Here is a 22,896-nt window from a genome sequence, read left to right as displayed (position 1 = left end):
CCGCATTGGGTATCCTGCCGGGCGGTAGTCTGCCCGGTACCGCACCCACCTCGACCCGTGGAGATCCGTGCATCTCAAGAGCCTGACGGTCAAGGGCTTCAAGTCCTTCGCGTCCGCGACCACGCTGCGACTCGAGCCGGGCATCACGTGCGTCGTCGGGCCCAACGGCTCGGGCAAGTCCAACGTGGTCGACGCGATCTCCTGGGTGCTGGGCGAGCAGGGCGCCAAGGCGTTGCGCGGCGGCAAGATGGAGGACGTCATCTTCGCCGGGACCTCCGGCCGGGCCCCGCTGGGCCGCGCCGAGGTGACGCTCACGATCGACAACACCGACGGCGCGCTGCCGATCGACTACACCGAGGTGTCGATCACCCGCCGGATGTTCCGCTCCGGTGAGAGCGAATACGAGATCAACGGCAATCAGTGCCGCCTGCTCGACATCCAGGAGCTGCTGTCGGACTCCGGCATCGGCCGCGAGATGCACGTGATCGTCGGCCAGGGCCGGCTCGATGGCGTGCTGCACGCGCGCCCGGAGGACCGCCGCTCGTTCATCGAGGAGGCCGCCGGCGTCCTGAAGCACCGCAAGCGCAAAGAGAAGGCGATCCGCAAGCTCGACGCGATGGCCGCCAACCTCAACCGCCTCGGTGACCTCACCACCGAGCTGCGCCGCCAGCTCAAGCCGCTCGGCCGGCAGGCCGAGGTCGCCCGCCGGGCCGCCGGCATCCAGGCCGACCTGCGCGACGCCCGCCTGCGGCTGATCGCCGACGACCTCGCCACGCTGCGCACCACCCTCGACAAGGAGATCGCCGACGAGACCGCGCTGCGGGCTCGCCGCGAGGAGGTCGAGGCCGAGGTCGAGTCGATCAACGAGCGGCTCGCCGTGCTGGAGGCCGAGCACGCCGCCGACGCGCCGGTGCTCGCCGAGGCGCAGGACACCTGGTTCCAGCTCTCCACGCTGCAGGAGCGCTACCGCTCGCTGCACCAGCTCGCCGCCGAGCGGCACCGCAACCTGTCGGCCGCCCCGGTCGACGAGCGTCCCGGCCGCGACCCCGACCAGCTGACCGCCGAGGCGGAAAAGGTCCGGGAGCAGGAGGACGAGCTGCGCGCCGCCCTCGAGGCCAGCCAGGAGCGGCTCGCCGACGCCGTCGACCGGCGCCAGGACATGGAGCGCCGCCTCGCGTTCGCGGAGAAGGCGATCGTCGCCGCGCACAAGGCCATCGCCGACCGGCGGGAGGGCCTGGCGAAGCTCGCCGGCCAGGTCGAGTCCGCCCGCAGCCGGGCGACCGCCGCCGCCGACGAGATCGAGCGCCTGTCCGTGCAGCTCGCCGAGGCCGAGGTGCGCTCCGAGCACGCCCAGGGGCTCTACGAGGAGGCGAGCGCCGGCGCGACCGTCGCCGACCACGCCAACGCCGACCTGGAGATGCGCCACCAGGAGGCCACCCGCGAGCTCGACGCGATCAACAACGAGGTCAGGCAGCACAGCGACGCGGAGCGCGCGGCCGAGAAGGACGCCGCCCAGTGGAAGGCCCGCGAGGAGGCCCTCGCCACCGGCCTGCGCCGCAAGGACGGCGCCGGCACGCTACTCGCCCGCGCCGACCGGATCCCGGGCATGCTGGGCAGTGTCGCGGCGCTGCTGTCGGTGCAGGCCGGGCACGAGGCGGCCCTCGCCGCCGCGCTCGGCGCGCTCGCCGACGCCGTCGCGGTCGCCAACATCGACGGCGCCACCGCCTCCGTGGAGATGCTCAAGCAGGACGACGCCGGCCGGGCCGCGCTGCTGATCGCGTCCGCGCCGACGAGCACGGCGCCGCCGGTCGAGCGGGTGCCGCTGCCGCCCGGCGCCGCCTGGGCCCTCGACCTGGTCCGCGCCCCCGAGGAGCTGCGCCCGGCGCTGGAGCGGGCCATCGGCGACGTGGTCTTCGCGCCGGACCTCACCGTCGCGAAGCGGATCGTGTCCTACGCGCCCAACCTGCGTGCGGTCACGCCCGAGGGCGACGTCCTCGGCGCGTACGCGGCGGCCGGAGGGTCGGGCAAGCAGCACAGCTACATCGAGGTCCAGGCCGCCGTCGAGGAGGCCCGCCAGCAGAAGGTCGACGCCGAGCACCGCGTCACCGAGGCCCGCGAGCTGCTCGCCCTCGCCCGGCACGCCGCCACCGGCGCCAAGCAGCAGGTCGCCGAGGCCGCCGCGGCGAAGAAGGAGGCCGACAGCCAGCGCAACGCGGCCGCCCGCCGCCTGGCCGAGTTCGGCGCCGCGGCGAAGTCGGCGAAGGCCGAGGTCGAGCGGCACGCCGCGGCGAAGGCGAAGGCGGAGGCCGCCCGCGAGTCGGGCGTGACCAGCCTCGCCGAGCTGGAGGAGCGGCTCGCCCTGGCCGAGGAGACCCCGATCGACGAGGACCCCTCGACGATGGAGCGCGACGACCTCGCCGCCGAGGTGCCCGTCGCCCGCCAGCAGGAGATGGAGGTCCGGCTCGCGGTCCGCACCGCCGAGGAGCGCGTCGGTGCCCTCGCCGGCCGGGCCGACGCCCTCCTGCGCCAGGCCGCGCAGGAGCGGGCCGCCCGCGAGCGGGCCGCCGCGCGCAAGGCCACCCGGGCCCGCGGCGCGAAGGTCGCGGAGACCGTCGCGACCGGCGCGGCGTTCGCCCTGGAGCGGCTCGCCGACTCGATCGCCGAGGCGCAGGAGACCCGGGACATGCTCGCCGAGACCCGCGCGGAGCGCGAGTCGACGCTGACCGAGGTCCGGGGCCGGGCCAAGCAGTTCACCGGCGAGCTGGACCGGCTCACCAACGCCGTGCACCGTGACGAGGTCGCGCGGGCCGAGCAGCGGATGCGCATCGAGCAGCTGGAGGCGCGCTCCGCCGAGGAGTTCGGCCTGGACGCCGACACCCTCGTCGCCGAGTACGGCCCGCACCTGGACGTGCCGCCGACCGCGCCCGAGGTCGCCGCCGCCGAGTCCGAGGGCCGCCCGGTGCCCGAGCCGGTGCCGTTCGACCGGGCCACCCAGGAGAAGCGCGCCGCGAAGGCCGAGCGCGAGCTCAACCTCCTCGGCAAGGTCAACCCCTTGGCGCTGGAGGAGTTCGCGGCGATGGAGGAGCGGTTCAAGTTCCTCTCCGACCAGCTCGAGGACCTCAAGGCCACCCGCCGTGACTTGCTCACCGTCGTCAAGGACGTCGACGACCGCATCCTGGAGGTCTTCACCAGCGCCTACCACGACACGGCGCGGGAGTTCGAGCAGGTCTTCGCGGTGCTGTTCCCCGGCGGCGAGGGCCGCCTGGTGCTCACCGACCCCGACGACATGCTCACCACCGGCATCGAGGTCGAGGCCCGCCCGCCGGGCAAGAAGATCAAGCGGCTGTCGCTGCTGTCCGGCGGCGAGCGGTCCCTGACCGCGGTCGCCCTGCTGTGCGCGATCTTCCGGGCCCGCCCCTCGCCGTTCTACATCATGGACGAGGTCGAGGCGGCGCTCGACGACGTCAACCTCGGCCGCCTGATCACCCTCTTCGAGCAGCTCCGCGAGAAGAGCCAGCTGATCATCATCACGCACCAGAAGCGCACGATGGAGGTCGCCGACGCCCTGTACGGCGTCACCATGCGCCAAGGTGTGACCGAGGTCATCTCCCAGCGGCTCCGCACGGAAGAAGCGGCATGATCCAGCGCCCCATCGCTCTGCTGATCGATTTCGACGGTGTACTGCGCCGCCACGATCCGGCGATCGCCGCCGCGATCGAGACCCGGCACGGCCTGGAGCCTGGCGCGATCCTCGCCGCCGGCCTCGAGTGGGACCGGCAGCTGCCCGCGATCACCGGGCAGATCAAGCGCGAGGAGTGGCTCGAGTCGATCGCCGAACACCTGGGCATCGATGAGGCCGTCGTCCTGGAATGGGACACGGACAGGGGCGAGATCGTGCCCGAGGTGCTGCGTTTCGTGAAGGACGTCCGGGCCGCCGGGATGAAGGTCGGCCTGGCCACCAACGCCATGGACGACCTCGCCGACGTCCTCGCCCTGCACGGAATCACCACTCAGTTCGACGCGGTCGCCAACTCCTCGGAGATCGGGGTGCACAAGCCCGCCCCGGGCTACTTCCGGGCCGCGTGCGCCCTGATCGGCGCCCACCCGAAGCAGTGCCTCTTCATCGACGACAGCGACCGCAACATCCGCGCGGCGCGAGCGGCAGGCCTCTCGGCCTACCGCTACACACCGGGCGACGATCTGGGCTACGCGCGCAAGGCGCTGGGGATCTAGAGCGCCGACTCGATCGCCTTGACGACCTCGTCCGACTTGGGGGTGGCCCGGGGCGAGAAGCGCGCCGCGACCGTGCCGTCCGCGGCGACCAGGAACTTCTCGAAGTTCCACCGGATGTCGCCGGTGTGGCCCTCGACGTCCGGGGTGTCCACCAGCTGCTGGTAGAGCGGGTGGCGGGCGTCGCCGTTGACCTCGACCTTCTCCGTCATCGGGAAGGTCACGCCGTAGGTGGTGCTGCAGAACTCGGCGATCTCCTCGGTCGTGCCGGGTTCCTGGCCGCCGAACTGGTTGCACGGCACGCCGAGCACCGTGAAGCCGCGGTCCGCGTACTCCTTCTGCAGCGCCTCCAGCTCGGCGTACTGCGGGGTCAGCCCGCACCGCGAGGCGACGTTGACGACCAGCACGGGGTGACCGCGGAATCGACCAAGGTCCAAGGGATCGCCCTGCAGGTCGGCGATCTCGACGTCGTAGAAGCTCATGCCGTCACCTCCGCTGCGCTCCGGTGCCAGCCTGAGCTCCACCCTGCACTCATGATTCGCACTCCTCCGCTTCGCTCCGGATCGCTCATGCGTTGATCGTATCCGCGCTTGACTTCGGAGGTTCGTTCGGTAGATTAACAAAGACCGATTTCGGTGAGCCCACCCTCACTCACCGCGGTCCTGCCTTCATCCTCGCCGGACGGCGCCGGCGGACCTGCCCTGCGCGCGACATGCGCCCGGGCACGCCCGCGACCGCCGTCTTCCGAGGAGGGCTCAGCCATCATGGCCGTTGTCACCGTGCGCAATCCCGGCACCGCGGAAGTGCTGGGGGAGGTGCCGGCGACCGACGCCGCACAGGTCGCCGCGACCGTCGAGCGGGCCCGGCAAGGGCAGCGCGCGATGGCCGCCACCCCCGCGCACGAGCGCGCCGACCTGCTGCGCCGCGTCGCCGACCGGATCGACGCCGAGCGTGAGGATCTCGCCCGGCTCCTCGCCGCCGAGAACGGCAAACCCATCCAGCAGACACGGGGCGAGATCGACGCCGCCGTGCGCATCTTCCGCGGCACCGCGGGGGAGGCGACCAGGCTCTTCGGCCGGCAGATCCCCCTGGACGCCGTGCCGGGGCTGGAGCGGCACCTGGCGGTCACGATGCGCGAGCCGCTCGGCGTCGTCGCCGCGCTGGTGCCGTTCAACTACCCCGTCGAGCTGTACGCGCACAAGGCCGCCGCCGCCCTCGCCGCCGGCAACGCGGTCGTCGTGCAGCCGCCGGCCCGCTGCCCCCTCACCGTGCTGCGGATCGCCGACCTGGTCTCGGAGGCCGGTGCACCCGTGGACGCGCACCAGGTCGTCATCGGTGGCGCCGAGGTCAGCCGGCAGCTGGCCGAGCTGCCCGGGATCGCCGCGGTGACCCTGACCGGCAGCACCGCCGCCGGCCGGGAGATCGCCCGCCGCGCCGCCGGCACCCTCAAGCAGGTGTCGCTGGAGCTGGGCGGCAACGACGCGCTGATCGTCTGCGACGACGCCGACGCCGAGGAGGCCGCCCGCGCCGTCGTCCTCGGCCGGCTCGCCCGCGGCAACGGCCAGATCTGCTGCGCGGTGAAGCGGGTGTACGTGCAGGCGGGCGTCCACGACGCGTTCGTCGACGCCCTCATCGCGCAGACGGCGAAACTGTCGGTCGGCGACCAGCTCCTGGAGTCCACCGACGTCGGCCCGCTCATCGCCGAGGAGGCCGCCGGGCGGGTGCTCGACGCCGTGCGCGCCCTCGTCGCCGACGGCGCCCGGCTGGTCGCCGGCGGGATCCGCACGCGGGCGTTCATGGACCCGACGGTCCTGCTCGACGTGCCCGCGGACAGCCCGGCCTTCGCCGAGGAGATCTTCGGGCCGGTGGCGCCCGTCGCCCGCTTCGACGACCCGCAGGAGGCGGTCCGGCTCGCCAACGCCTCGCCGTACGGGCTGCACGCCGCCGTCTTCACCCGCGACATCTCCCGCGCGCTGAGCATCGCCCGGCAGCTGGACGTCGGCGGCGTCGTGGTCAACGGATCCACCGCGCTGCGGGCGGAGAACCTGCCGTTCGGCGGCACCAAGGACACCGGCGGCTACCGGGAGGGCATCCACGACACGGTCCTGGACTTCACCCGGCAGAAGACCGTCGTGGTCATGGACGCCTTCCGATGACGCTGCGGCTGCACGACGTCCACAAGTCCTACGGCGGCGTCGAGGTCCTGCACGGCGTCACGCTGCACGGCGAGCCCGGTGAGGTCCTCGCGGTCGTGGGCGCCAACGGTGCCGGCAAGTCCACCCTGATCAAGATCCTGTCGGGTGCGGTACCGATGAGCTCCGGCGCCCTGTCGTGGGACGGCTCGGAGCTCGACCTGCGCTCACCGCACGACGCGCACGCGCACGGCATCCGCACCGTGCACCAGGAGCTCTCCCTGGTGCCCGAGCTGTCGGTCACGGAGAACCTGCTGATGGGCAACTTCCCGCGGCGGCTCGGCCTGATCGACTGGCCCGCCGCGCACCGCCGGGCGCGGCAGCTGCTGGACGAGGCCGGCTTCGGCGGCATCGACCCCCGCACCCGCGCGGGGCGGCTGTCCGTGGCCCGGCAGCAGATGGCCGAGATCGCCAAGGCCCTCGTCAGCGAGCCGCGGGTGCTCGTCCTGGACGAGCCGTCCGCGGTCCTGGCCGGCGCCGACCTCGACGCGCTGTTCGCGCTGATCCGGCGGTTGCAGGCGCGCGGGGTCCTGGTGGTGTACGTGTCGCACCGCCTCGCCGAGGTCCTCGAGCTCGCCACCCGGATCGTCGTGGTCAAGGACGGCCGGGTCGTGGCGACGACCACCCCGGACGCCACCGACGAGGGCTCGCTCATCAGGCTCATGGCCGGCCGGACCCTGGACCGCATCTACCCCGAGCGCCGCCCGGCCCCGGGCGAGCCGCTGCTGCACGTCGACGGACTCGGCAGGACGGGGGAGTTCGACGGTGTGTCGTTCACGCTGCGGGCCGGGGAGATCGTCGGGCTGTTCGGCCTGGTCGGGTCGGGCCGCACCGAACTCGCCGCCTGCGTCTTCGGTGCGACCCGGCCGGCCACCGGCACGGCGTTCCGGAGTCCTGGGGAGGCCATCCGGGCCGGCGTGGCGATGGTCACCGAGGACCGGGCCGGCAGCGGACTGGTCCTTGGCATGACCGTCAGGGACAACATCGGGCTCACCACCTGGCGCTCCACCGCCCGCGGCCCGTTCATCGACCGCCGGCTCCAGCGCGCCGACGCGGCCACCATGCTGCAGACCCTCGCCATCGCGCCGGAGGACTGCGCGAACATGCCCGTCGTCCACCTGAGCGGCGGCAACCAGCAGAAGGTCGTGCTCGCCAAATGGCTGCTCACCGGCCCACGGGTGCTGATCCTCGACGAACCCACCCGCGGCGTCGACATGGCCACCCGCGTCGACATCTACCGCATGGTCGACCGCCTCGCCCGCGACGGCCTCGCGGTGCTGCTCATCTCCTCCGACCTGACCGAGGTGCTCGGCGCCACCGACCGTGTCCTCGTCATGCGGCAGGGCCGGCTCACCGGCGAACTGCCCTCCGCCGGCACCACCGAGGAACAGGTCCTGGAAAGGGCGATCGCATGACAACGTTGGCTGTCCGCGTGAAAGGGCGGGACGTGACCGTGGAGGTGGCGTTCACGCTGCTCATCGCGGCGCTGATCGTCGTGGCCGCCACCACTTCGGAGAGCTTCCTCACCCAGACCAACATCACCAACCTGCTCAAGCAGATGGTCACCACCGGGCTGCTCGCCTTCGGCATGCTCGTGGTCATCCTCACCGGCGGCATCGACCTGTCCGTCGGCTCGGTCGTCGCGTTCGCCGGCATCACCACCGCCGGCCTGGCCGCGGACCTGCCGCTGCCCGTGGCGATGCTGGTCGGCGTCGCCGGCGGCGTCGCGTTCGGTGCCGTCAACGGCGTCCTCGTGGCCCGGTTCGGGCTCGCGCCGTTCGTGGTGACCCTCGCGGCACTCACCACGATCCGCGGGCTCGCGTTCGTCTACTCCGAGGTGCCGATCGCACCGGCCGACCCCGCGTTCCTCACGCTGGGCTCGGCCATGATCGGCCCCGTACCCCTGATCACGCTGATCATGCTGGCCGTCTTCGGGATCGGCGGCGTGTTCCTGGCCCGGACGCCACCCGGGCGCTCGATCATCGCCATCGGCGGCAACGCCGAGACGGTCCGCCTCGCGGGCATCGACGTGCGACGGCACCTCGTGCTCGCCTACAGCATCAGCGGCTTCTGTGCCGGACTCGCCGGAATCATCCTCACCAGCAGAGTCGGCATCGCACAACCCAGCGTCGGGGTCGCCTTCGAGCTCGACGCGATCGCGGCCTGCGTCATCGGCGGCGCGAGCCTGTCCGGCGGCCGGGGTTCGGCGAAGGGTGCCTTCGGCGGGGTGCTCGTCCTGGTCCTGATCAACAACCTGCTCAACCTCTACGGCGTGCAGTCGTTCTGGCAGCAGGTGCTCAAGGGACTGATCATCATCGCGGTCATCCTCGTGCAGCGCACGCGGGTGCCGCGCTCCGAAGCGAAGGGACGCGCATGAGAAAAGCCTTATCCCTGCTCCTGGTGGCGACGCTCGGGCTGGCGGGCTGCAGTGACGACAAGGCGGCCGGCGGCGACAAGACCTACACGGTGGGGGTCGCCAACTTCCTGCTCAGCGGGCCGTACTTCAGCGGCATGGACGCCGCCATCGCCGCGCAGGCCAAGACCAAGGGCAACGTGAAGATCATCAGCAACGACGCCGGGGGCGACGCCGCCAAGCTCGCCGCCAACGTCGAGGACCTGCTGAGCAAGAACGTCGACGCGATCATCATCTCCGGCGGCCCGCTCGAGTCGGCGCCGGCCGCGCTCAACGCGATCAAGGCGGCGAAGAAGCCCGTCATCCTCGTCGACCGGAAGTTCGCCACCGGCGAGTACACCAGCTGGATCGGGCCCGACAACGAGGCCATCGGCAAGCAGGACGGCGAGTTCCTGGCGGCCCGCGTCAAGGGCAAGGTCGCGATCATCAAGGGCGGACCGGCCGACAACTCGATCGGCCTGGCCCGCACCAACGGGCTGAAGTCGGTCCTCGGCACCAAGGCCGACATCACCCTGGTCGAGGCCCCCGACTTCGGCAACTGGGGCTCCGACGGCGGGCTCACCGTCATGGAGGGCCTGCTCGCCAAGCACGCCGACCTCGTCGCCGTCTTCTGCGAGAACGACGCCATGTGCCTCGGCGCGCAGCGGGCGATCGCCGCCGCGGGCAAGACCGGCCAGATCGTCCTCGCCGGCGTCGACGGGCAGGCCGAGGCGCTCAAGGCGATCCTCGACGGCACCAACTACGTCGTGACCGGCCTGAACAGCCCCAACGTGATCGGCAAGCTCGCCCTGGACCGCACCGTCGAGGTGCTCGGCGGCGCCAAGGTCGAGAAGGACACCGTCGTGCCGTCGCCGCAGATCACCAAGGACAACGCGTCCCAATACCTCTAGGAGCCCGCTGTGAGACGACTGCTCACCGGGGTGTTGGTGGCCGGGTCGCTGATCGCGATCCCGGCCGCCCCCGCCGCCCCTGTATTTGCTGCCGGGCCCACCTGGCGCCTGCTCTACTCCGAGAACTTCGCCCAGCCCATCAACACCGGCAACGCGGCGTGGGTCCGTGAGACCTACGCCAACCCGTTCGACACCATCACCGACGACGCCGGGCAGTGGTACCGCAACGACTACGGCCCCGCCTGGACGACCCAGTTCAACTCCTTCGACACCTACCGCAAGGAGTTCACCGTCGGCCAGAACGGCTGGCTCACCGCCTCCCTGTCCGCACGCGACTTCAACAAGGACGGCGTGCTGGAGGCGCCCCCGTCGATCACCACCGCCACGGTGGGCGGGTCCAGCGCCGCGGTCCTCAACGTCCCCGAGAGCACCGGCGGCGCGATCTTCCGGCCGACCCAGGCGCTGCCCGACCAGTACCGCATCGAATACAAGCTCAAGACGATCGACTTCGGCGGCAAGCGCAACGGCACCATCAACTACGGCGGCCGGGTCAACGGCTACAGCACGGCCGGCTGCAAGACCCAGCACCCGTGGGGCGAGGGCTCCAACAGCCCCGGCTGGAGCGGCAACGCGGCCGTGCCCTACTGCGAGTGGCAGGACGTGCGGGCCGGACCTTACGGGTACAACGGCTTCCACTTCCTGTCCATCGTGGACTTCGCGAACCCGGCCCCGCGCAACAACCACTTCTGGCACTACCACCGCAAGGTGCTGATGGACTCCTTCTCCCAGCACCCCGACCGGGTCGGCTCCGGCACCGGCGGCCGGGTCTGCAACGCCGCCACCAACACCTACTACAACTACCGCGACGGCAACTTCAACACCGTCAACATGTGGCTGTCCGGCATGCCCAACTGGAACCCCGGCGCCGGCGGCCTGCCCGGCAACTCCCAGTGGTTCATGACCAGCTGCTCCGGCGGCGCCGCGGAGAACCAGCTCTCCAGCGCCGCCGAGCTGCAGCCCGAGCTGATGCCGAACGAGTTCTACACGTTCGCCATCGAACGCGACGCGACCGGCTACACCCTCGAGGCGAGCGGCAACTTCGCCCGCTCCGGCCAGCGGACGCTGCGCTTCCACCGCGACTTCGTCGTCAACAACGTGCCCATCTGGCACTACAACACCACGGCCGCCGGGTACAACGGCCAGTTCAACGGCAACCTGGTCCAGAACGACGACTTCGGCAGCACCACCTGGCCGAACCAGTGGCCGGCCGGGTCGGCGTACCCCGACTCGTTCGTCATCGGCGACCTCTACACCAACGTCTACGAGGGCAGCGCCAGCCTCACCGACATCAAGCTGTTCGTCCCGGAGACGACCCCGCCGGTCACGAACCTGGCACTGAACAAGCCGGCGACCGCATCCTCGCAGTGCGCCGCGGCCGAGGCCCCCGCGAAGGCCGTCAACGGCAGCTGGACCGGCGGCCTCTCGGACAAATGGTGCGCGCTGGGCACCGGCAAGTGGCTGCGGGTCGATCTCGGCTCGAACCAGCAGGTCGGCAGGGTCGTCCTGCGCCACTCCGGCGCCGGCGGCGAGAAGACCAGCTGGAACACGAAGGACTTCGACCTGCAGACCAGCCTCGACGGCAACACGTGGACCACGGTCGCCCAGGTCAGAGGCAACACGGCGAGCACGACCACGCACACGTTCACCCCGGTCACCGCCCGCCACCTCCGCCTGAACGTGATCACCCCGACGAACGACTCGGACACGGCCGCCCGCATCTTCGAACTGGAGGCGTACGCAACCTGACCCCCGCGTCGACCTTGGAGACCTCGGCCCGCCCCGGGTCAAGGTCTCCGAGGTCAACCACAAGGGCTTCCTGCTCCGGTCCGTCGACGGTCGCGCCCACGACGGACCGGAGCAGGGAAAACGCGACTCGTCTAGCGTTGGTGAGGTGGCGGAGCAGCTGGCGGTGGGCGCGGTCGTGCGGCGGGGCAAGGACGTCCTCCTGGTCAGCGAACAGACCGACGGCGACACCGTCTGGGCCCTGCCCGGCGGTGCGGTCGAGGCGGCCGAACCGCTGCTGGCCAGGGTCGCGCAGGAGGCCGGCTTCGCCGCGGTGACGGCCGAGCGGCTGCTGTGGGTGGCCAGGTACGCGGCCGGCGGCGCCCACTACGAGATGCTCGGCTTCGAGGTGACCGGCGTCGGCCCGCACGACGGCTCAGGTGCGTGGGTCCACCTGGCGGAGGCGGTCGAGCGGCTGGGACGCATGTGGTTCGCGCCGATCAGGGAGCCCGCTGTGGCATATCTCACCGGCCGGGCCAGGGTCGCGACGGTGTGGACCTGGGCAGCCCTCGACGAGCCACCGGCCACCGTGCCCCACGTGGCCCTCTGATCCGCGGCGGCGTGTGGCACGTGGGGCGGGAGCGGACAGGAGCGGTCAGGTCAGTTTGAGGGAGGCGACCTGGCCGAGGGTCTTGTCGGGGCGGGTGCCCTCGATCATGACGTGGGCGGAGCGGCCGTCGAGCAGGAGGACGCCGACGGCGTTGCCGAAGTAGGGGTCGGCGGTCTTGTCCCAGCGGACCGGTGGGGCGGGCAGGCCGACGGCGCGGGCCATGGAGCGCATGAGTTTCGCGGCGGGCGGGTTCCAGCCGAACTTCATCGCGGGGCGGATGTACTTCGGCATGTCGTTGTGCACCGGGGAGCAGGTCAGCTGGTGGATCGGGCTGACCACCGACGGGCCCAGGACGGCGCGGGCGGCGTAGGAGTGGTGCACGTCACCGGAGAGGACGCTGATCGACGCCGGGGGCGGTGTGACGCCGCCCTGGCCGGAGCCGACGTCGCTGAGCAGGGCGGTGAGGGCGTCGAACGAGCGCTTGAAGGCGGCCCAGTGCTCCAGGTCGACGGCCTGGCGCAGCTTCTCGCCGAACTTGGAGACCCAGTCGCGGGGTGACTCGGCCAGCCGCTCGGTCGCGGCCTCCAGGTGGTGGATCGCCGGGGGCAGCAGCCACGGCAGCGAGGAGCCGATCAGCAGGTGGTCGTAGTCGCCGGGGAGCTGCTCGGTGAACCAGGTCCACTCCGACTCGGCCAGCATCGCCCGGTGGCCGCGCGCCAGGACGCGGGCGGCGCGGTTGTCGACGACGACCAGGCGGGTGCGGTCGATGTCGATGGCGTAGCTCCACCGGTAGGCGGTGGGTTCGTGGTCGGCGCCGGTGCCGAACGCGTCGAGGACCTCGGTGGCGTCATCGGCGGCCATCACGGCGGCGTAGACCCGGTCGCCCTCCAGCGCGCTCGGGGCGATGTTGCCCAGGTGCTGGTAGACCCAGTAGGAGGACAGACCGGCCTGGATGCGCTCCTCCCACCAGGACAGCGCCGACACGGCGCTGCGCCAGCGGTCGGAGGTGTTCCAGTCGTCGATGATCTCGTGGTCGTCGAAGATCATCACGCTGGGCACGGTGGACAGCAGCCAGCGGATCTCGGGGTCGCCCCACGAGTCGAGGTACAGCTTCGTGTACTCGTGGAAGTCCACCACCTGCTTCTTCGGCGCGTCGGCGCGGCGCTTGCGGCGGCGGAGCCACTTCTGGATCTTCTCGGGGGTCTCGTCGGCGTAGACCTGGTCGCCGAGCAGCACGAGCATGTCGGGCCACTCGGTCGGCGCTTCGGCGTTGATCGACTCGATGAGCCGGCCCGCGTAGGCGTCCAGCGCGTCGGGCGGGAAGCGGGTCACGCTCAGCGGGCTCGACTCGCGGCACGAGCCGAAGATCAGCCGGACGGGTGCGCCGTCGGGCCTCGTGCGGATCGCCGAGGGTGGTGACGTGTTCTCCGGCAGCGGCCAGACCTCGCTGCCGTCGATTTTCACGGTGTACGGCGTCACGGCGTCCCGGGGCAGTCCCGACACCACGACCAGGGCGTAGTGGTGTCCATGGACCGTGAAGGTGCGGGCGGACCCGGCGGCGGGGGCGGCGTCGACCTCGACCGTTGCCGGGTGCGCCGTCTCCACCCAGATCGTCGCGCGGTCGCCCTCGACGCGGCGCAGCACGGGGCCGAGAACCAGCGGCCCGCGATCCTCGTCGAGGGTCTGGGATGTGTCGTCCGGCATGTCATGGACCTCCAGGACGGTCGGGGGCGGTGCACAGAAGATGATCCTGCGTGGGCGGACCTGGCGCCACTTCGGGCCGCGGCGCGCGTCGTCTGGGAGGATTCCTGCCATGGAGTCGTACATCGTCTTCGGCCTGGTGCTGCTCGTCGTGGTGATCGGGGCGACCCTCGCGCTGGTAGCGCCCCGTTTCCGCAAGCCGCCAACCCTCCCACCGGCACAGAAGCCGACCGCTCCGACGAAGCAGGTGCCACCGGCACCGACGAAACAGGCACCCGCGAAGCCGGCACCGACGAAGCAGGCGCCGCCCGTACCGACGAAACCGCCGAAGAAGCAGGTGCCGCCCCCGCCTCCGGTGGTCGAGGCGCCGCCTCCGGTCGTCGAAGCGCCTCCGCCCGTCGTCGAGGCACCGCCCCCGGTCGTCGAGACGCCCGAGCCGACCGCCGGGCGCCTGGTGCGGCTGCGGGCCCGGCTGTCGCGGTCGCAGAACGTGTTCGGCAAGGGCCTGCTCGCCCTGCTGTCGCGGGACAAGCTCGACGACGACACCTGGGACGAGATCGAGGAGACCCTCATCGGCGCCGACGTCGGGGTCACCGCGACCACCGAGATCGTCGGCAAGCTGCGGGAGCGGGCCCGGGTCCACGGCACCGCGACCGCCTCCGAGCTGCGCGGCATGCTCTCCGACGAGCTCGTCGCCGCGCTCGCGCCGGAGATGGACCGCAGCCTGGCCGCCACCCAGCGCGACGGGCGCCCGGCGGTCCTGCTGATCGTCGGCGTCAACGGCGCGGGCAAGACGACCACCTGCGGCAAGATCGCCCGGGTGCTGATCGCCGACGGGCACACGGTCCTGATGGGCGCCGCCGACACCTTCCGGGCGGCCGCCGCGGAGCAGCTCGCCACCTGGGGAGGCCGGGTGGGCGCGGAGGTGGTCCGCGGGCCCGAGGGAGCAGATCCGGCGTCGGTGGCGTTCGACGCGGTCAAACGGGGTATCGAAGCTGGTGTGGACACCGTGCTGATCGACACGGCCGGCCGGCTGCAGAACAAGGTCGGCCTGATGGATGAGCTGGGCAAGGTCAAACGGGTCGTGGAGAAGCACGGCCCGGTCGACGAGACCCTGCTGATCCTCGACGCCACCACCGGTCAGAACGGCCTTGAGCAGGCACGGGTCTTCACCGAGGTGGTCGACGTCACGGGTGTGGTGCTCACCAAGCTCGACGGCACCGCCAAGGGTGGCATCGTCATCGCCGTCCAGCGCAAACTGGGCATCCCCGTGAAGCTGGTCGGCCTCGGCGAGGGCCCCGACGACCTGGCTCCGTTCGATGCCCGACAGTTCGTCGACGCACTCATTGGCACGGACGCGTAACCTCGGACGGTAGCTTGGCACGGTAACGACGAAGCTGATGAAGGACGACACGTGACGCAGCAGGAGATCCCCCTCCACGGCGGAAACACCTCCGTCGTGGTGCGCTCGGGAGACACCGTGCGCCGCAACGCCGGCCCATGGACGCCGGCGGTGCATGCGCTGCTGCGGCACCTGGAGTATGTCGGGTTCACCGGCGCGCCACGGGCGTTCGGCATCGACGAGCGGGGCCGCGAGGTCCTGTCCTACCTGGAGGGCGAGTCGGGCGGCTATCCGCTCGCCCCGCACTGGGTGACCGACGAGGCCATGGTGACCGTGGCGACGATGCTGCGGATGTTCCACGACGCGCAGGCCGGGTTCCGCCCGCCGCCCAACGCGGTGTGGCGCTCCTTCGGCCCGCCGCCGCCGGACACCGAGGTGATCTGTCACCACGATGCGGCGCCGCACAACGTCATCTGGCGGCCCGACGGGACGTTGTCGCTGATCGACTTCGACCTCGCCTCGCCGGGCGCCAGGATCTACGACGTGGCGTATGCGGCCTGGACGTGGGTGCCGCTCTTCTCCGACCGGGACTCCTACACGCTGGGCTGGAAGCGGCCGAACCGGCCACGGCGGCTGCGCATGTTCGCCGACGCGTATGGGCTGACCCCGCGCGACCGGCACCGCCTCGTGCGTGTCATCCGGAAACGGATCGTTGATCACATCGAGGGAATTCGACGGATGGCGGCCGCGGGAGACCCGGCCTTCGTGCGCATCGTGCACAAGGGACATCTCCGTCGTCCGGTCCGTGACCTGCGGCTCATCGACTACGAACGGCATACGCTCGAATACGCACTTCGATAGGGCTTGTCCGACGTGTGAATGTTTCTTCACACGCTGGAAACATGACGTGATGCTTTAGAAACCGCTCAGCGCCGGTGCGCGAAACGTGGGCCCTGGAAGCTCTCGCGCAACCGGCTGACAGGGCAGCGCTGCCTCGAAGGTCGGGAGGGAGGATCTCGACTACTAGGAGGCCAGCGTGCCTGAAGCGACCATCGATACCGGCAACACCGCTTGGTTGCTGGTTTCGACAGCGCTCGTGCTGCTCATGACGCCGGGTCTGGCACTGTTCTACGGTGGCCTGAACCGTTCCAAAGGCGTCCTCAACATGATGATGATGAGCTTCTCGACCATCGGGCTCGTCAGCATCCTCTGGCTGTTCTACGGCTTCTCGGCGTCGTTCGGCACGGACAGCGCGGGTGGCTTTATCGGTAACCTCGGCGACTACCTGGGGACCAAGACCTACACGGATCTGTTCTGGGGTGCCACCGACGAGAACCCGAGTGGCATCGGCATCCCGACCTACGTCTTCATGGTGTTCCAGATGACGTTCGCCGTCATCACCGTCGCCCTGATCAGCGGCGCGATCGCCGACCGGGCCAAGTTCGCCGGCTGGCTGCTCTTCGCGTTCGGCTGGGCCACGTTGGTCTACTTCCCCGTCGCCCACAACGTGTGGGGCGGCGGCTGGATCTTCCAGAAGCTCCACCCGCTCGACTTCGCCGGTGGCACCGCGGTCCACATCAACGCCGGTGCGGCAGCACTCGGTGTGGCACTGGTCCTCGGTAAGCGCATCGGCTGGCCGCGCGAGAGCATGAAGCCGCACAACGTGCCGTTCGTCGCCCTGGGCGCCGGTCTGCTGTGGTTCGGCTGGTTCGGTTTCAACGCGGGTTCCGAGCTCACCGTCGACGGTGTGACCGGCCTGGCGTTCGTCAACACCCAGGTCGCCACCGCCGCGGCCGTGCTCGGCTGGGTCATCGTCGAGTGGATTCGTGACCGCAAGCCGACCCTGGTCGGTGCCTCGTCCGGTGCCATCGCCGGTCTGGTCGCGATCACCCCCGCCTGTGGCTTCATCGACTCGTGGGCCGCCGTCCTGCTCGGTCTCGCGGCCGGCATCCTCTGCGCCCTCGCGGTGAGCCTCAAGTACCGCTTCGGCTTCGACGACTCGCTCGACGTCGTGGGCGTCCACTTCGTCGGTGGCTGGCTGGGCTCCCTGGCCCTGGGCTTCTTCGCCAACTCGGACCTCAACGCGGCGATCACCGACGTGGTCGGCGCCAAGGACGGTCTGTTCTTCGGTGGCGGTGCGGCACAGCTCGGCGCGCAGGCCGGTGCGAGCGCTATCGTGACGGTCTACTCGTTCGCGGTCGCCTTCGTCCTCGCGTTCATCATCGAGAAGACGGTCGGCTTCCGGATCAGCACGGAGGCGGAGGTCGAGGGCATCGACATCTCGGAGCACGCCGAGAGTGGCTACGACCTGAACAACCCGGGCAGCAGCGGCTCGGCCGGCGGGTTCGCTCTCGCCGGGATCGGTGGAAGTGCACCAGCGGCACCGGCGGCACAAGCCCCGGCGTCGGAATCAGTTGCCGGTTAGCGTCGAGGGATGACGGAGGGAATGGGCATGAAGCTGGTGACCGCGGTCATCAAGCCGTACCAGCTCGACGCGGTGAAAGAGGCCCTGCACGCACTTGGTGTGGCCGGCCTGACCGTGAGCGAGGTTCAGGGGTACGGGCGTCAGAAGGGCCACACCGAGGTCTACCGCGGTGCGGAGTACACGGTGGAGTTCGTCCCGAAGATCCGCGTCGAGATCGTCACCGACGAGCTGGACTTCGAGAAGGTCGTGGACGCCATCGTCACCGCCGCCCGCACCGGCAAGATCGGTGACGGCAAGGTGTGGGTCACCTCGGTCGACGAGGTCATCCGGGTCCGCACCGGCGAGCGCGGCCTCGACGCCCTGTAGTCGAGCGCTGATCTTTACCTGAATACTGATCACATGACGCAACCGTCGGCGCCCGTTCCGGTCCTTTCCACCGGGGCGGGCGCCGTCGCGCGTGCCGGGCGCTCCGCGGCGCTGGACGCCTGGCTGGCCGCCGTCTACGCGTCGGCGGGCGGTCCCGGTGAGGGCGTCGCGCTCGTCGCCGTCGGTGGGCTCGGCCGCCGTGAGTGCGCCCCGCGCAGCGATCTGGACCTGGTGCTGCTGCACGGCTCCGGGGGCTCGGTCTCCGCCGACGAGCTCGGCACCCGGATCTGGTATCAGATCTGGGACGCGAAGTTCGCGCTCGACCACTCCACCCGCAGCCTTGAGCAGGCCCTGGCGCTGGCCCGGGAGGATCTCAAGGTCGCTCTCGGGCTGCTCGACGCGCGGCTCATCGCCGGCGACGCCCGCCTGCTCGCCCGCCTGCACGCCGACGCCGTCGCGCAGTGGCGGCGCGAGGCGCGGCACCTGCTGCCCGCGCTGCGCGCGCTCACCCAGGCCCGCTGGGACGCCCACGGTGAGCTCGCGTTCCTGCTCGAGGGCGACGTCAAGGAGTCCCGCGGCGGCCTGCGCGACGTGGGCGTGCTGCGCGGCATCGGCTACGCCGGCGTCGCCGACGGCCCCCGCCCGGCGGTCCGCGGCGCCCACAGCACCCTGCTCGACGTCCGCGACGCGCTGCACGCCGTGCGGGGCCGCCGGGTCGACCGGCTCCTCGCCCAGGACCGCGACGAGGTCGCGGAGCTGCTCGACCTCGGCGACCGCGACGAGGTGCTGCGGCGCATCGCCGAGGCGGCCCGCACCATCGCGTATGCCAGCGACGACGCCTGGCGCGCGGTGGAGCGCTGGTCCGCCCCCGGCATGCGCGGCCACGCCGAGCGCCGACCCTGGCCCGCGACGTCGTCGAGCAGCACGGCGAGGTCGTCCTCGCGCGGGCGGCCGTGACCCCGCGGCCCGACCCGACCCTGCCGCTGCGCGTCGCCGCCGCGGCGGCCCGCGCCGAGCTGCCGATCGCGCACGCGACCCTGGAGTGGCTCGGCGGGTTCGCCGCGCCGATGCCGCAGCCGTGGCCGGCGCCCGCACGGGACGCCCTGCTCACGCTGCTGGGCAGCGGCCCGTCGATGATCTCGATCTGGGAGGCCTGCGACCGGTACGGCCTGGTCGTGAACTGGCTGCCCGAGTGGGCCCGGGTCCGCAGCCTGCCGCAGCACAGCCCGGTGCACCTGTTCACCGTCGACCGGCACCTGGTCGAGACGGCCCGGCACGCGGCGAAGCTGTCCCGCGACGTCGACCGCCCGGACCTGCTGGTGCTCTGCGGGCTGCTGCACGACGTCGGCAAGGGCCTGCCCGGCGACCATAGCACCGTCGGCGCGCCGATCGCCGCCGACATCGCGTCCCGGCTCGGGTTGCCGTCCGCGGACGTCGCGCAGGTCGAGAAGGTCGTCCGGCTGCACCTGCTGCTGCCGGACACCGCGACCCGGCGCGATCTGAGCGACCCGCAGACCATCGGCACCGTCGCCGCCGCCGTCGGTGACGCCTCGACCCTCGCGGTGCTGCACGCGCTGGCCCGCGCCGACGCCGCCGCGACCGGGCCCGGCGCCTGGTCGGACTGGAAGGGCCGGCTGATCGCGGAGCTGGTCCGCCACGTCGAGCGGGCCCTGGACACCGGCGTGGTCGCGCCGCCGCCGTCGCCGGCCGCGGCGCTGCCCTCACCGGACAAGCTGCCGGCCGTGCAGATCGAGACCGACGCCGTGTCGGTGACCGCCGAGGACCGGCGCGGGCTGCTCGCGGCGGTGGCCGGCTGCCTGTCGCTGCACCGGCTCGACGTGGTCACCGCCGACACGCTCAGCGCCGGCGGCCTGGCCCGGATGGTCTGCGCGGTCCAGCCACGGTATGGCGGGGAGGTCGACAAGGAGGCGGTCGCCAGTGACCTGCGCCGCGCCGTGCTCGGCGAGCTGCCGGTCGCCGAGCGGCTCGCCGCCCGGGAGCGTTCCGCCAGGCACCGCACCGCGGTCCCGCCGCGGGTGGTGTGGCAGCCGGCGAGCGCCGCGACCGCCGCCACCGTCCTTGAGCTGCGCGCCTCCGACACCCCCGGCCTGCTCTTCCGGGTGGCGCGGGCCCTGGAGGACGTGGGCGCCGACGTGCGCTCCGCGCGGATCTCGACCCTCGGCGGCGAGGTCGTCGACGCCTTCTACCTGGCCGGTGACCTGTCCGCCGACGACCGTGCCCGGGTCGAGGACGCCGTGCTGCAGGCGGCAACGCCGGTATAGCGTCGGTTACCCTTTGCAGCAGCGCCTACCTCGAGGACGGATTCGTCGTGTTTGACACCCTGAGTGACCGGCTCTCCGGCATCTTCTCGAAGCTGAAGAGCAAGGGCAGGCTCACCGACGCGGACGTCGACGCCACCGCGCGGGAGATCCGGCTCGCACTGCTCGAGGCCGACGTCGCCTTGCCGGTGGTGAAGGACTTCATCTCCCGGCTCAAGGAGCGCGCCCGCGGCGCCGAGGTGTCCAAGGCCCTCAACCCGGCCCAGCAGGTCATCAAGATCGTCCACGAGGAGCTGGTCGCGACGCTCGGCGGCGAGGCCCGCCGGCTCCAGTTCGCCAAGACCGCCCCGACCGTGATCATGCTCGCCGGCCTCCAGGGCTCCGGCAAGACCACCCTGGCGGGCAAGCTCGCCCGGTGGCTCAAGGCCCAGGGGCACCAGCCGCTGCTGGTCGCCTGTGACCTCCAGCGCCCCAACGCCGTCAACCAGCTGCAGGTCCTCGGCGGCCGCGCCGGCGTCGAGGTCTACGCGCCGCAGCCCGGCAACGGCGTCGGCGACCCGGTCAGCGTCGCCCGCGAGTCGATCGAGCACGCCCGGCGCCAGATGCGCGACATCGTCATCGTCGACACCGCCGGCCGGCTCGGCATCGACGCCGAGATGATGCAGCAGGCCGCCGACATCCGCGACGCGGTCGACCCCGACGAGGTCATCTTCGTCATCGACGCGATGGTCGGCCAGGACGCCGTCACCACCGCCCAGGCGTTCCGCGACGGCGTCGGCATCACCGGCGTGGTCCTGTCCAAGCTCGACGGCGACGCCCGCGGTGGCGCCGCGCTCTCCGTCCGGCACGTCACCGGCCAGCCGATCATGTTCGCGTCGACCGGTGAGAAGCTCGAGGACTTCGACGTCTTCCACCCCGACCGGATGGCCTCGCGCATCCTCGGCATGGGTGACGTGCTCACCCTGATCGAGCAGGCCGAGCTGGCGTTCGAGGACGACCAGAAGGAGCGGATGGCCGCCAAGCTCATGGGCGGCGAGACGTTCACCCTCGAGGACTTCCTTGAGCAGCTGCAGGCCGTGCGGCGGATGGGCCCGATCGCCAACGTGCTGGCCATGATGCCCGGCATGGGGCAGATGAAGGACCAGATCGCCGAGATCGACGACAAGCACTTCGACAAGGTCACCGCGATCATCCGCTCGATGACCCCGGGCGAGCGCACCAACCCCAAGATCCTCAACGCGTCCCGCCGGGTCCGCATCGCCAACGGCTCCGGCGTCACCGTCACCGACGTCAACCAGCTGCTCAACCGCTTCGCCGACGCGCAGAAGATGATGAAGCAGATGGGCGGCATGATGGGCATGCCCGGCATGCGCCGCAAGGCCACCAAGTCGCCGAAGAACAAGCGCAAGGGCAGCAAGAGCGGCGGCGGTGCCCGGCAGCCCCGGCTCGGCGGCGGCATGCCGCAGCTGCCGGCGGGGTTCGACCCGGCGTCCATGGATCCCAACGCGGCGGGCCTGCCTGCCGGGTTCAAGCTGCCGAAGCTCGACTTCTCGAAGCTGCAGAAGCGTGACAAGGACTCCTGACGTCCTGCACGTCCGGGGCGTGCTGCTCCCGGACGACGCGACCACCGATCTCTGGCTGGTCGGCGACCGCGTGACGCTGACGCCCGTGCCTGGGGCGGTGACGGTCGCCGACGGCGGGTTCGTCCTGCCCGGGCTGGTCGACGCGCACTGCCACCTGGGCATCGCGCCCGGCGGTCACCCGTACGCGACCGTCGCCGCCGCCAAGGAGCTCGCGCTCGTCGACCGGGGCGCGGGCGTCCTGGCGATCCGTGACGCGGGCTCGCCGATCCCGTACGCGATGCTCGACGACGACCCGGAGGTGCCGCGGCTGGCCCGGGCCGGGCGGCACGTCGCCCCGCCGAAGCGCTACCTGCGCGACATCGGGGTCGAGGTCGGCGCCGCCTCCCTCGCCGAGGAGATCACCCGGCAGGCCGGGCTCGGCAACGGCTGGGTCAAGCTCGTCGGCGACTGGATCGACCGGGGCGTGGGCGACCTCGCGCCCGCCTGGGACCTCGACGCGATGGCCGGCGCGGTCGCCGCGGCCCACGCCGCCGGCGCCAGGGTCGCGGTGCACACGTTCGCCGAGGAGTCCGTGGCCGCGCTCGTGCGGGCCGGCGTGGACTCCGTCGAGCACGGCACCGGCCTGTCCGACGACGACATCGACGTGATGGCCGGCCGCGGCACCGCCCTGGTCCCGACGATGATCAACATCGCCACGTTCGGCGGGATCGCGGCCGCCGCCTCCGACAAGTTTCCCGGGTACGCCCGGCACATGCTCGCGCTGCGCGACCGCTTCCCGTCCGTGGTGCGCCACGCCCACGAGGCCGGTGTGGCGATCTACGTCGGCAGTGACGCCGGCGGCGGCATCGAGCACGGCCTCGCCGCCCAGGAGATGCTGCTGCTGCACCGCGCGGCCGGGATGCCCGCGGCGGACGTGCTGCGCGCCGGCTCGTGGGGCGCCCGGGAGTGGCTCGGCTTCCCCGGGCTGATCGAAGGCGGCCTCGCCGACCTGGTCGTGTATGACGGCGACCCGAGGCTCGACCTGACCGAGCTGCTCCACCCGAAGCGGATCATCCTCAAAGGCCGGGTCGTGGGGTGACGCTG

16 protein-coding genes and 1 pseudogene are annotated in these 22,896 nt (G+C 71.6%); 15 read left to right on the top strand and 2 right to left on the bottom strand.

The window, feature by feature from the left end; translation table 11 throughout:
* Window positions 1-67: 67 nt before the first annotated feature.
* Window positions 68-3,640, top strand: a complete 3,573-nt coding sequence (smc, locus tag OHA72_RS00205; RefSeq protein WP_327005832.1) for a chromosome segregation protein SMC — start codon at window positions 68-70, stop codon at window positions 3,638-3,640.
* A complete protein-coding gene (locus OHA72_RS00200; RefSeq protein ID WP_327005831.1) occupies window positions 3,637-4,233 on the top strand; it encodes an HAD family hydrolase in 597 nt (198 codons plus the stop codon). The genes smc and OHA72_RS00200 overlap by 4 nt, the downstream gene beginning before the upstream one ends.
* Here OHA72_RS00200 and OHA72_RS00195 read toward each other — a convergent pair.
* Window positions 4,230-4,712 carry a glutathione peroxidase gene (locus tag OHA72_RS00195; protein ID WP_327005830.1) on the bottom strand — a complete coding sequence of 161 codons (483 nt, stop codon included), beginning with the start codon at window positions 4,710-4,712 and terminating at the stop codon, window positions 4,230-4,232. The two genes, OHA72_RS00200 and OHA72_RS00195, sit on opposite strands and share 4 nt — an antisense overlap.
* Before the next feature lie 282 nt (window positions 4,713-4,994).
* Between OHA72_RS00195 and OHA72_RS00190 the strand changes: the two genes are divergently transcribed.
* The 6 genes from OHA72_RS00190 to OHA72_RS00165 all read left to right on the top strand — a co-directional run bounded on the left by OHA72_RS00190 (window position 4,995) and on the right by OHA72_RS00165 (window position 12,117).
* Window positions 4,995-6,386 (top strand): aldehyde dehydrogenase family protein, encoded by a 1,392-nt coding sequence (locus OHA72_RS00190; protein ID WP_327005829.1) that lies wholly within the window; start codon window positions 4,995-4,997, stop codon window positions 6,384-6,386.
* Entirely contained in the window at window positions 6,383-7,837 is a 1,455-nt protein-coding gene (locus tag OHA72_RS00185; RefSeq protein ID WP_327005828.1) for a sugar ABC transporter ATP-binding protein, read from the top strand. Before OHA72_RS00190 ends, OHA72_RS00185 begins: the two co-directional genes overlap by 4 nt.
* Complete coding sequence (locus OHA72_RS00180) at window positions 7,834-8,799, top strand: ABC transporter permease (protein WP_327005827.1); 966 nt, start codon at window positions 7,834-7,836, stop codon at window positions 8,797-8,799. The genes OHA72_RS00185 and OHA72_RS00180 overlap by 4 nt, the downstream gene beginning before the upstream one ends.
* On the top strand, window positions 8,796-9,725 hold the full coding sequence (locus OHA72_RS00175; RefSeq protein ID WP_327005826.1) for a sugar ABC transporter substrate-binding protein: 930 nt from the start codon (window positions 8,796-8,798) through the stop codon (window positions 9,723-9,725). Before OHA72_RS00180 ends, OHA72_RS00175 begins: the two co-directional genes overlap by 4 nt.
* Window positions 9,726-9,734: 9 nt before the next feature.
* A complete protein-coding gene (locus OHA72_RS00170) occupies window positions 9,735-11,531 on the top strand; it encodes a discoidin domain-containing protein (RefSeq protein ID WP_327005825.1) in 1,797 nt (598 codons plus the stop codon).
* 145 nt (window positions 11,532-11,676) lie between these two features.
* Complete coding sequence (locus OHA72_RS00165) at window positions 11,677-12,117, top strand: NUDIX domain-containing protein (RefSeq protein ID WP_327005824.1); 441 nt, start codon at window positions 11,677-11,679, stop codon at window positions 12,115-12,117.
* Window positions 12,118-12,162: 45 nt separating this feature from the next.
* Here the strand turns inward: OHA72_RS00165 and OHA72_RS00160 are convergent, their stop codons facing one another.
* The gene (locus tag OHA72_RS00160) at window positions 12,163-13,821 is read right to left on the bottom strand and encodes an alkaline phosphatase D family protein (RefSeq protein ID WP_327005823.1); all 1,659 of its coding nucleotides are present in this window, start codon (window positions 13,819-13,821) and stop codon (window positions 12,163-12,165) included.
* A gap of 109 nt (window positions 13,822-13,930) precedes the next feature.
* On the opposite strand from OHA72_RS00160, the gene ftsY reads away from it, so the two are divergent.
* The 7 genes and pseudogenes from ftsY to OHA72_RS00125 all read left to right on the top strand — a co-directional run bounded on the left by ftsY (window position 13,931) and on the right by OHA72_RS00125 (window position 22,891).
* Window positions 13,931-15,181, top strand: a complete 1,251-nt coding sequence (ftsY, locus tag OHA72_RS00155; protein WP_327005822.1) for a signal recognition particle-docking protein FtsY — start codon at window positions 13,931-13,933, stop codon at window positions 15,179-15,181.
* A gap of 51 nt (window positions 15,182-15,232) precedes the next feature.
* Window positions 15,233-16,021, top strand: coding sequence for a phosphotransferase enzyme family protein (locus OHA72_RS00150; RefSeq protein ID WP_033357818.1), 789 nt, complete (start codon window positions 15,233-15,235; stop codon window positions 16,019-16,021).
* Window positions 16,022-16,196: 175 nt separating this feature from the next.
* Window positions 16,197-17,585, top strand: coding sequence for an ammonium transporter (locus OHA72_RS00145; RefSeq protein WP_327005821.1), 1,389 nt, complete (start codon window positions 16,197-16,199; stop codon window positions 17,583-17,585).
* A 27-nt stretch (window positions 17,586-17,612) separates the two neighbouring features.
* Complete coding sequence (locus OHA72_RS00140; protein WP_033358035.1) at window positions 17,613-17,951, top strand: P-II family nitrogen regulator; 339 nt, start codon at window positions 17,613-17,615, stop codon at window positions 17,949-17,951.
* A gap of 33 nt (window positions 17,952-17,984) precedes the next feature.
* A pseudogene (locus OHA72_RS00135) lies at window positions 17,985-20,233 on the top strand ([protein-PII] uridylyltransferase).
* A gap of 47 nt (window positions 20,234-20,280) precedes the next feature.
* Window positions 20,281-21,813, top strand: coding sequence for a signal recognition particle protein (gene ffh / locus OHA72_RS00130; RefSeq protein WP_327005820.1), 1,533 nt, complete (start codon window positions 20,281-20,283; stop codon window positions 21,811-21,813).
* A complete protein-coding gene (locus OHA72_RS00125; RefSeq protein WP_327005819.1) occupies window positions 21,797-22,891 on the top strand; it encodes an amidohydrolase family protein in 1,095 nt (364 codons plus the stop codon). Before ffh ends, OHA72_RS00125 begins: the two co-directional genes overlap by 17 nt.
* Window positions 22,892-22,896 lie beyond the last annotated feature (5 nt).

This window comes from Dactylosporangium sp. NBC_01737 (genome assembly GCF_035963215.1).
In the GTDB taxonomy this organism is placed as follows: Bacteria; Actinomycetota; Actinomycetes; order Mycobacteriales; family Micromonosporaceae; genus Dactylosporangium.
The sequence above is the reverse complement of the archived record's forward strand: the minus strand, read 5'-3'. Positions and strand labels throughout refer to the sequence as shown.

What these genes read in the sequence shown, in the direction of transcription:
- OHA72_RS00200 (WP_327005831.1), top strand. Translation starts at nt 3,637, where the DNA reads ATGATCCAGCGCCCCATCGCTCTGCTGATCGATTTCGACGGTGTACTG.
- OHA72_RS00195 (WP_327005830.1), bottom strand. Translation starts at nt 4,712, where the DNA reads ATGAGCTTCTACGACGTCGAGATCGCCGACCTGCAGGGCGATCCCTTG.
- OHA72_RS00190 (WP_327005829.1), top strand. Translation starts at nt 4,995, where the DNA reads ATGGCCGTTGTCACCGTGCGCAATCCCGGCACCGCGGAAGTGCTGGGG.
- OHA72_RS00185 (WP_327005828.1), top strand. Translation starts at nt 6,383, where the DNA reads ATGACGCTGCGGCTGCACGACGTCCACAAGTCCTACGGCGGCGTCGAG.
- OHA72_RS00180 (WP_327005827.1), top strand. Translation starts at nt 7,834, where the DNA reads ATGACAACGTTGGCTGTCCGCGTGAAAGGGCGGGACGTGACCGTGGAG.
- OHA72_RS00175 (WP_327005826.1), top strand. Translation starts at nt 8,796, where the DNA reads ATGAGAAAAGCCTTATCCCTGCTCCTGGTGGCGACGCTCGGGCTGGCG.
- OHA72_RS00160 (WP_327005823.1), bottom strand. Translation starts at nt 13,821, where the DNA reads ATGCCGGACGACACATCCCAGACCCTCGACGAGGATCGCGGGCCGCTG.
- ftsY (WP_327005822.1), top strand. Translation starts at nt 13,931, where the DNA reads ATGGAGTCGTACATCGTCTTCGGCCTGGTGCTGCTCGTCGTGGTGATC.
- OHA72_RS00140 (WP_033358035.1), top strand. Translation starts at nt 17,613, where the DNA reads ATGAAGCTGGTGACCGCGGTCATCAAGCCGTACCAGCTCGACGCGGTG.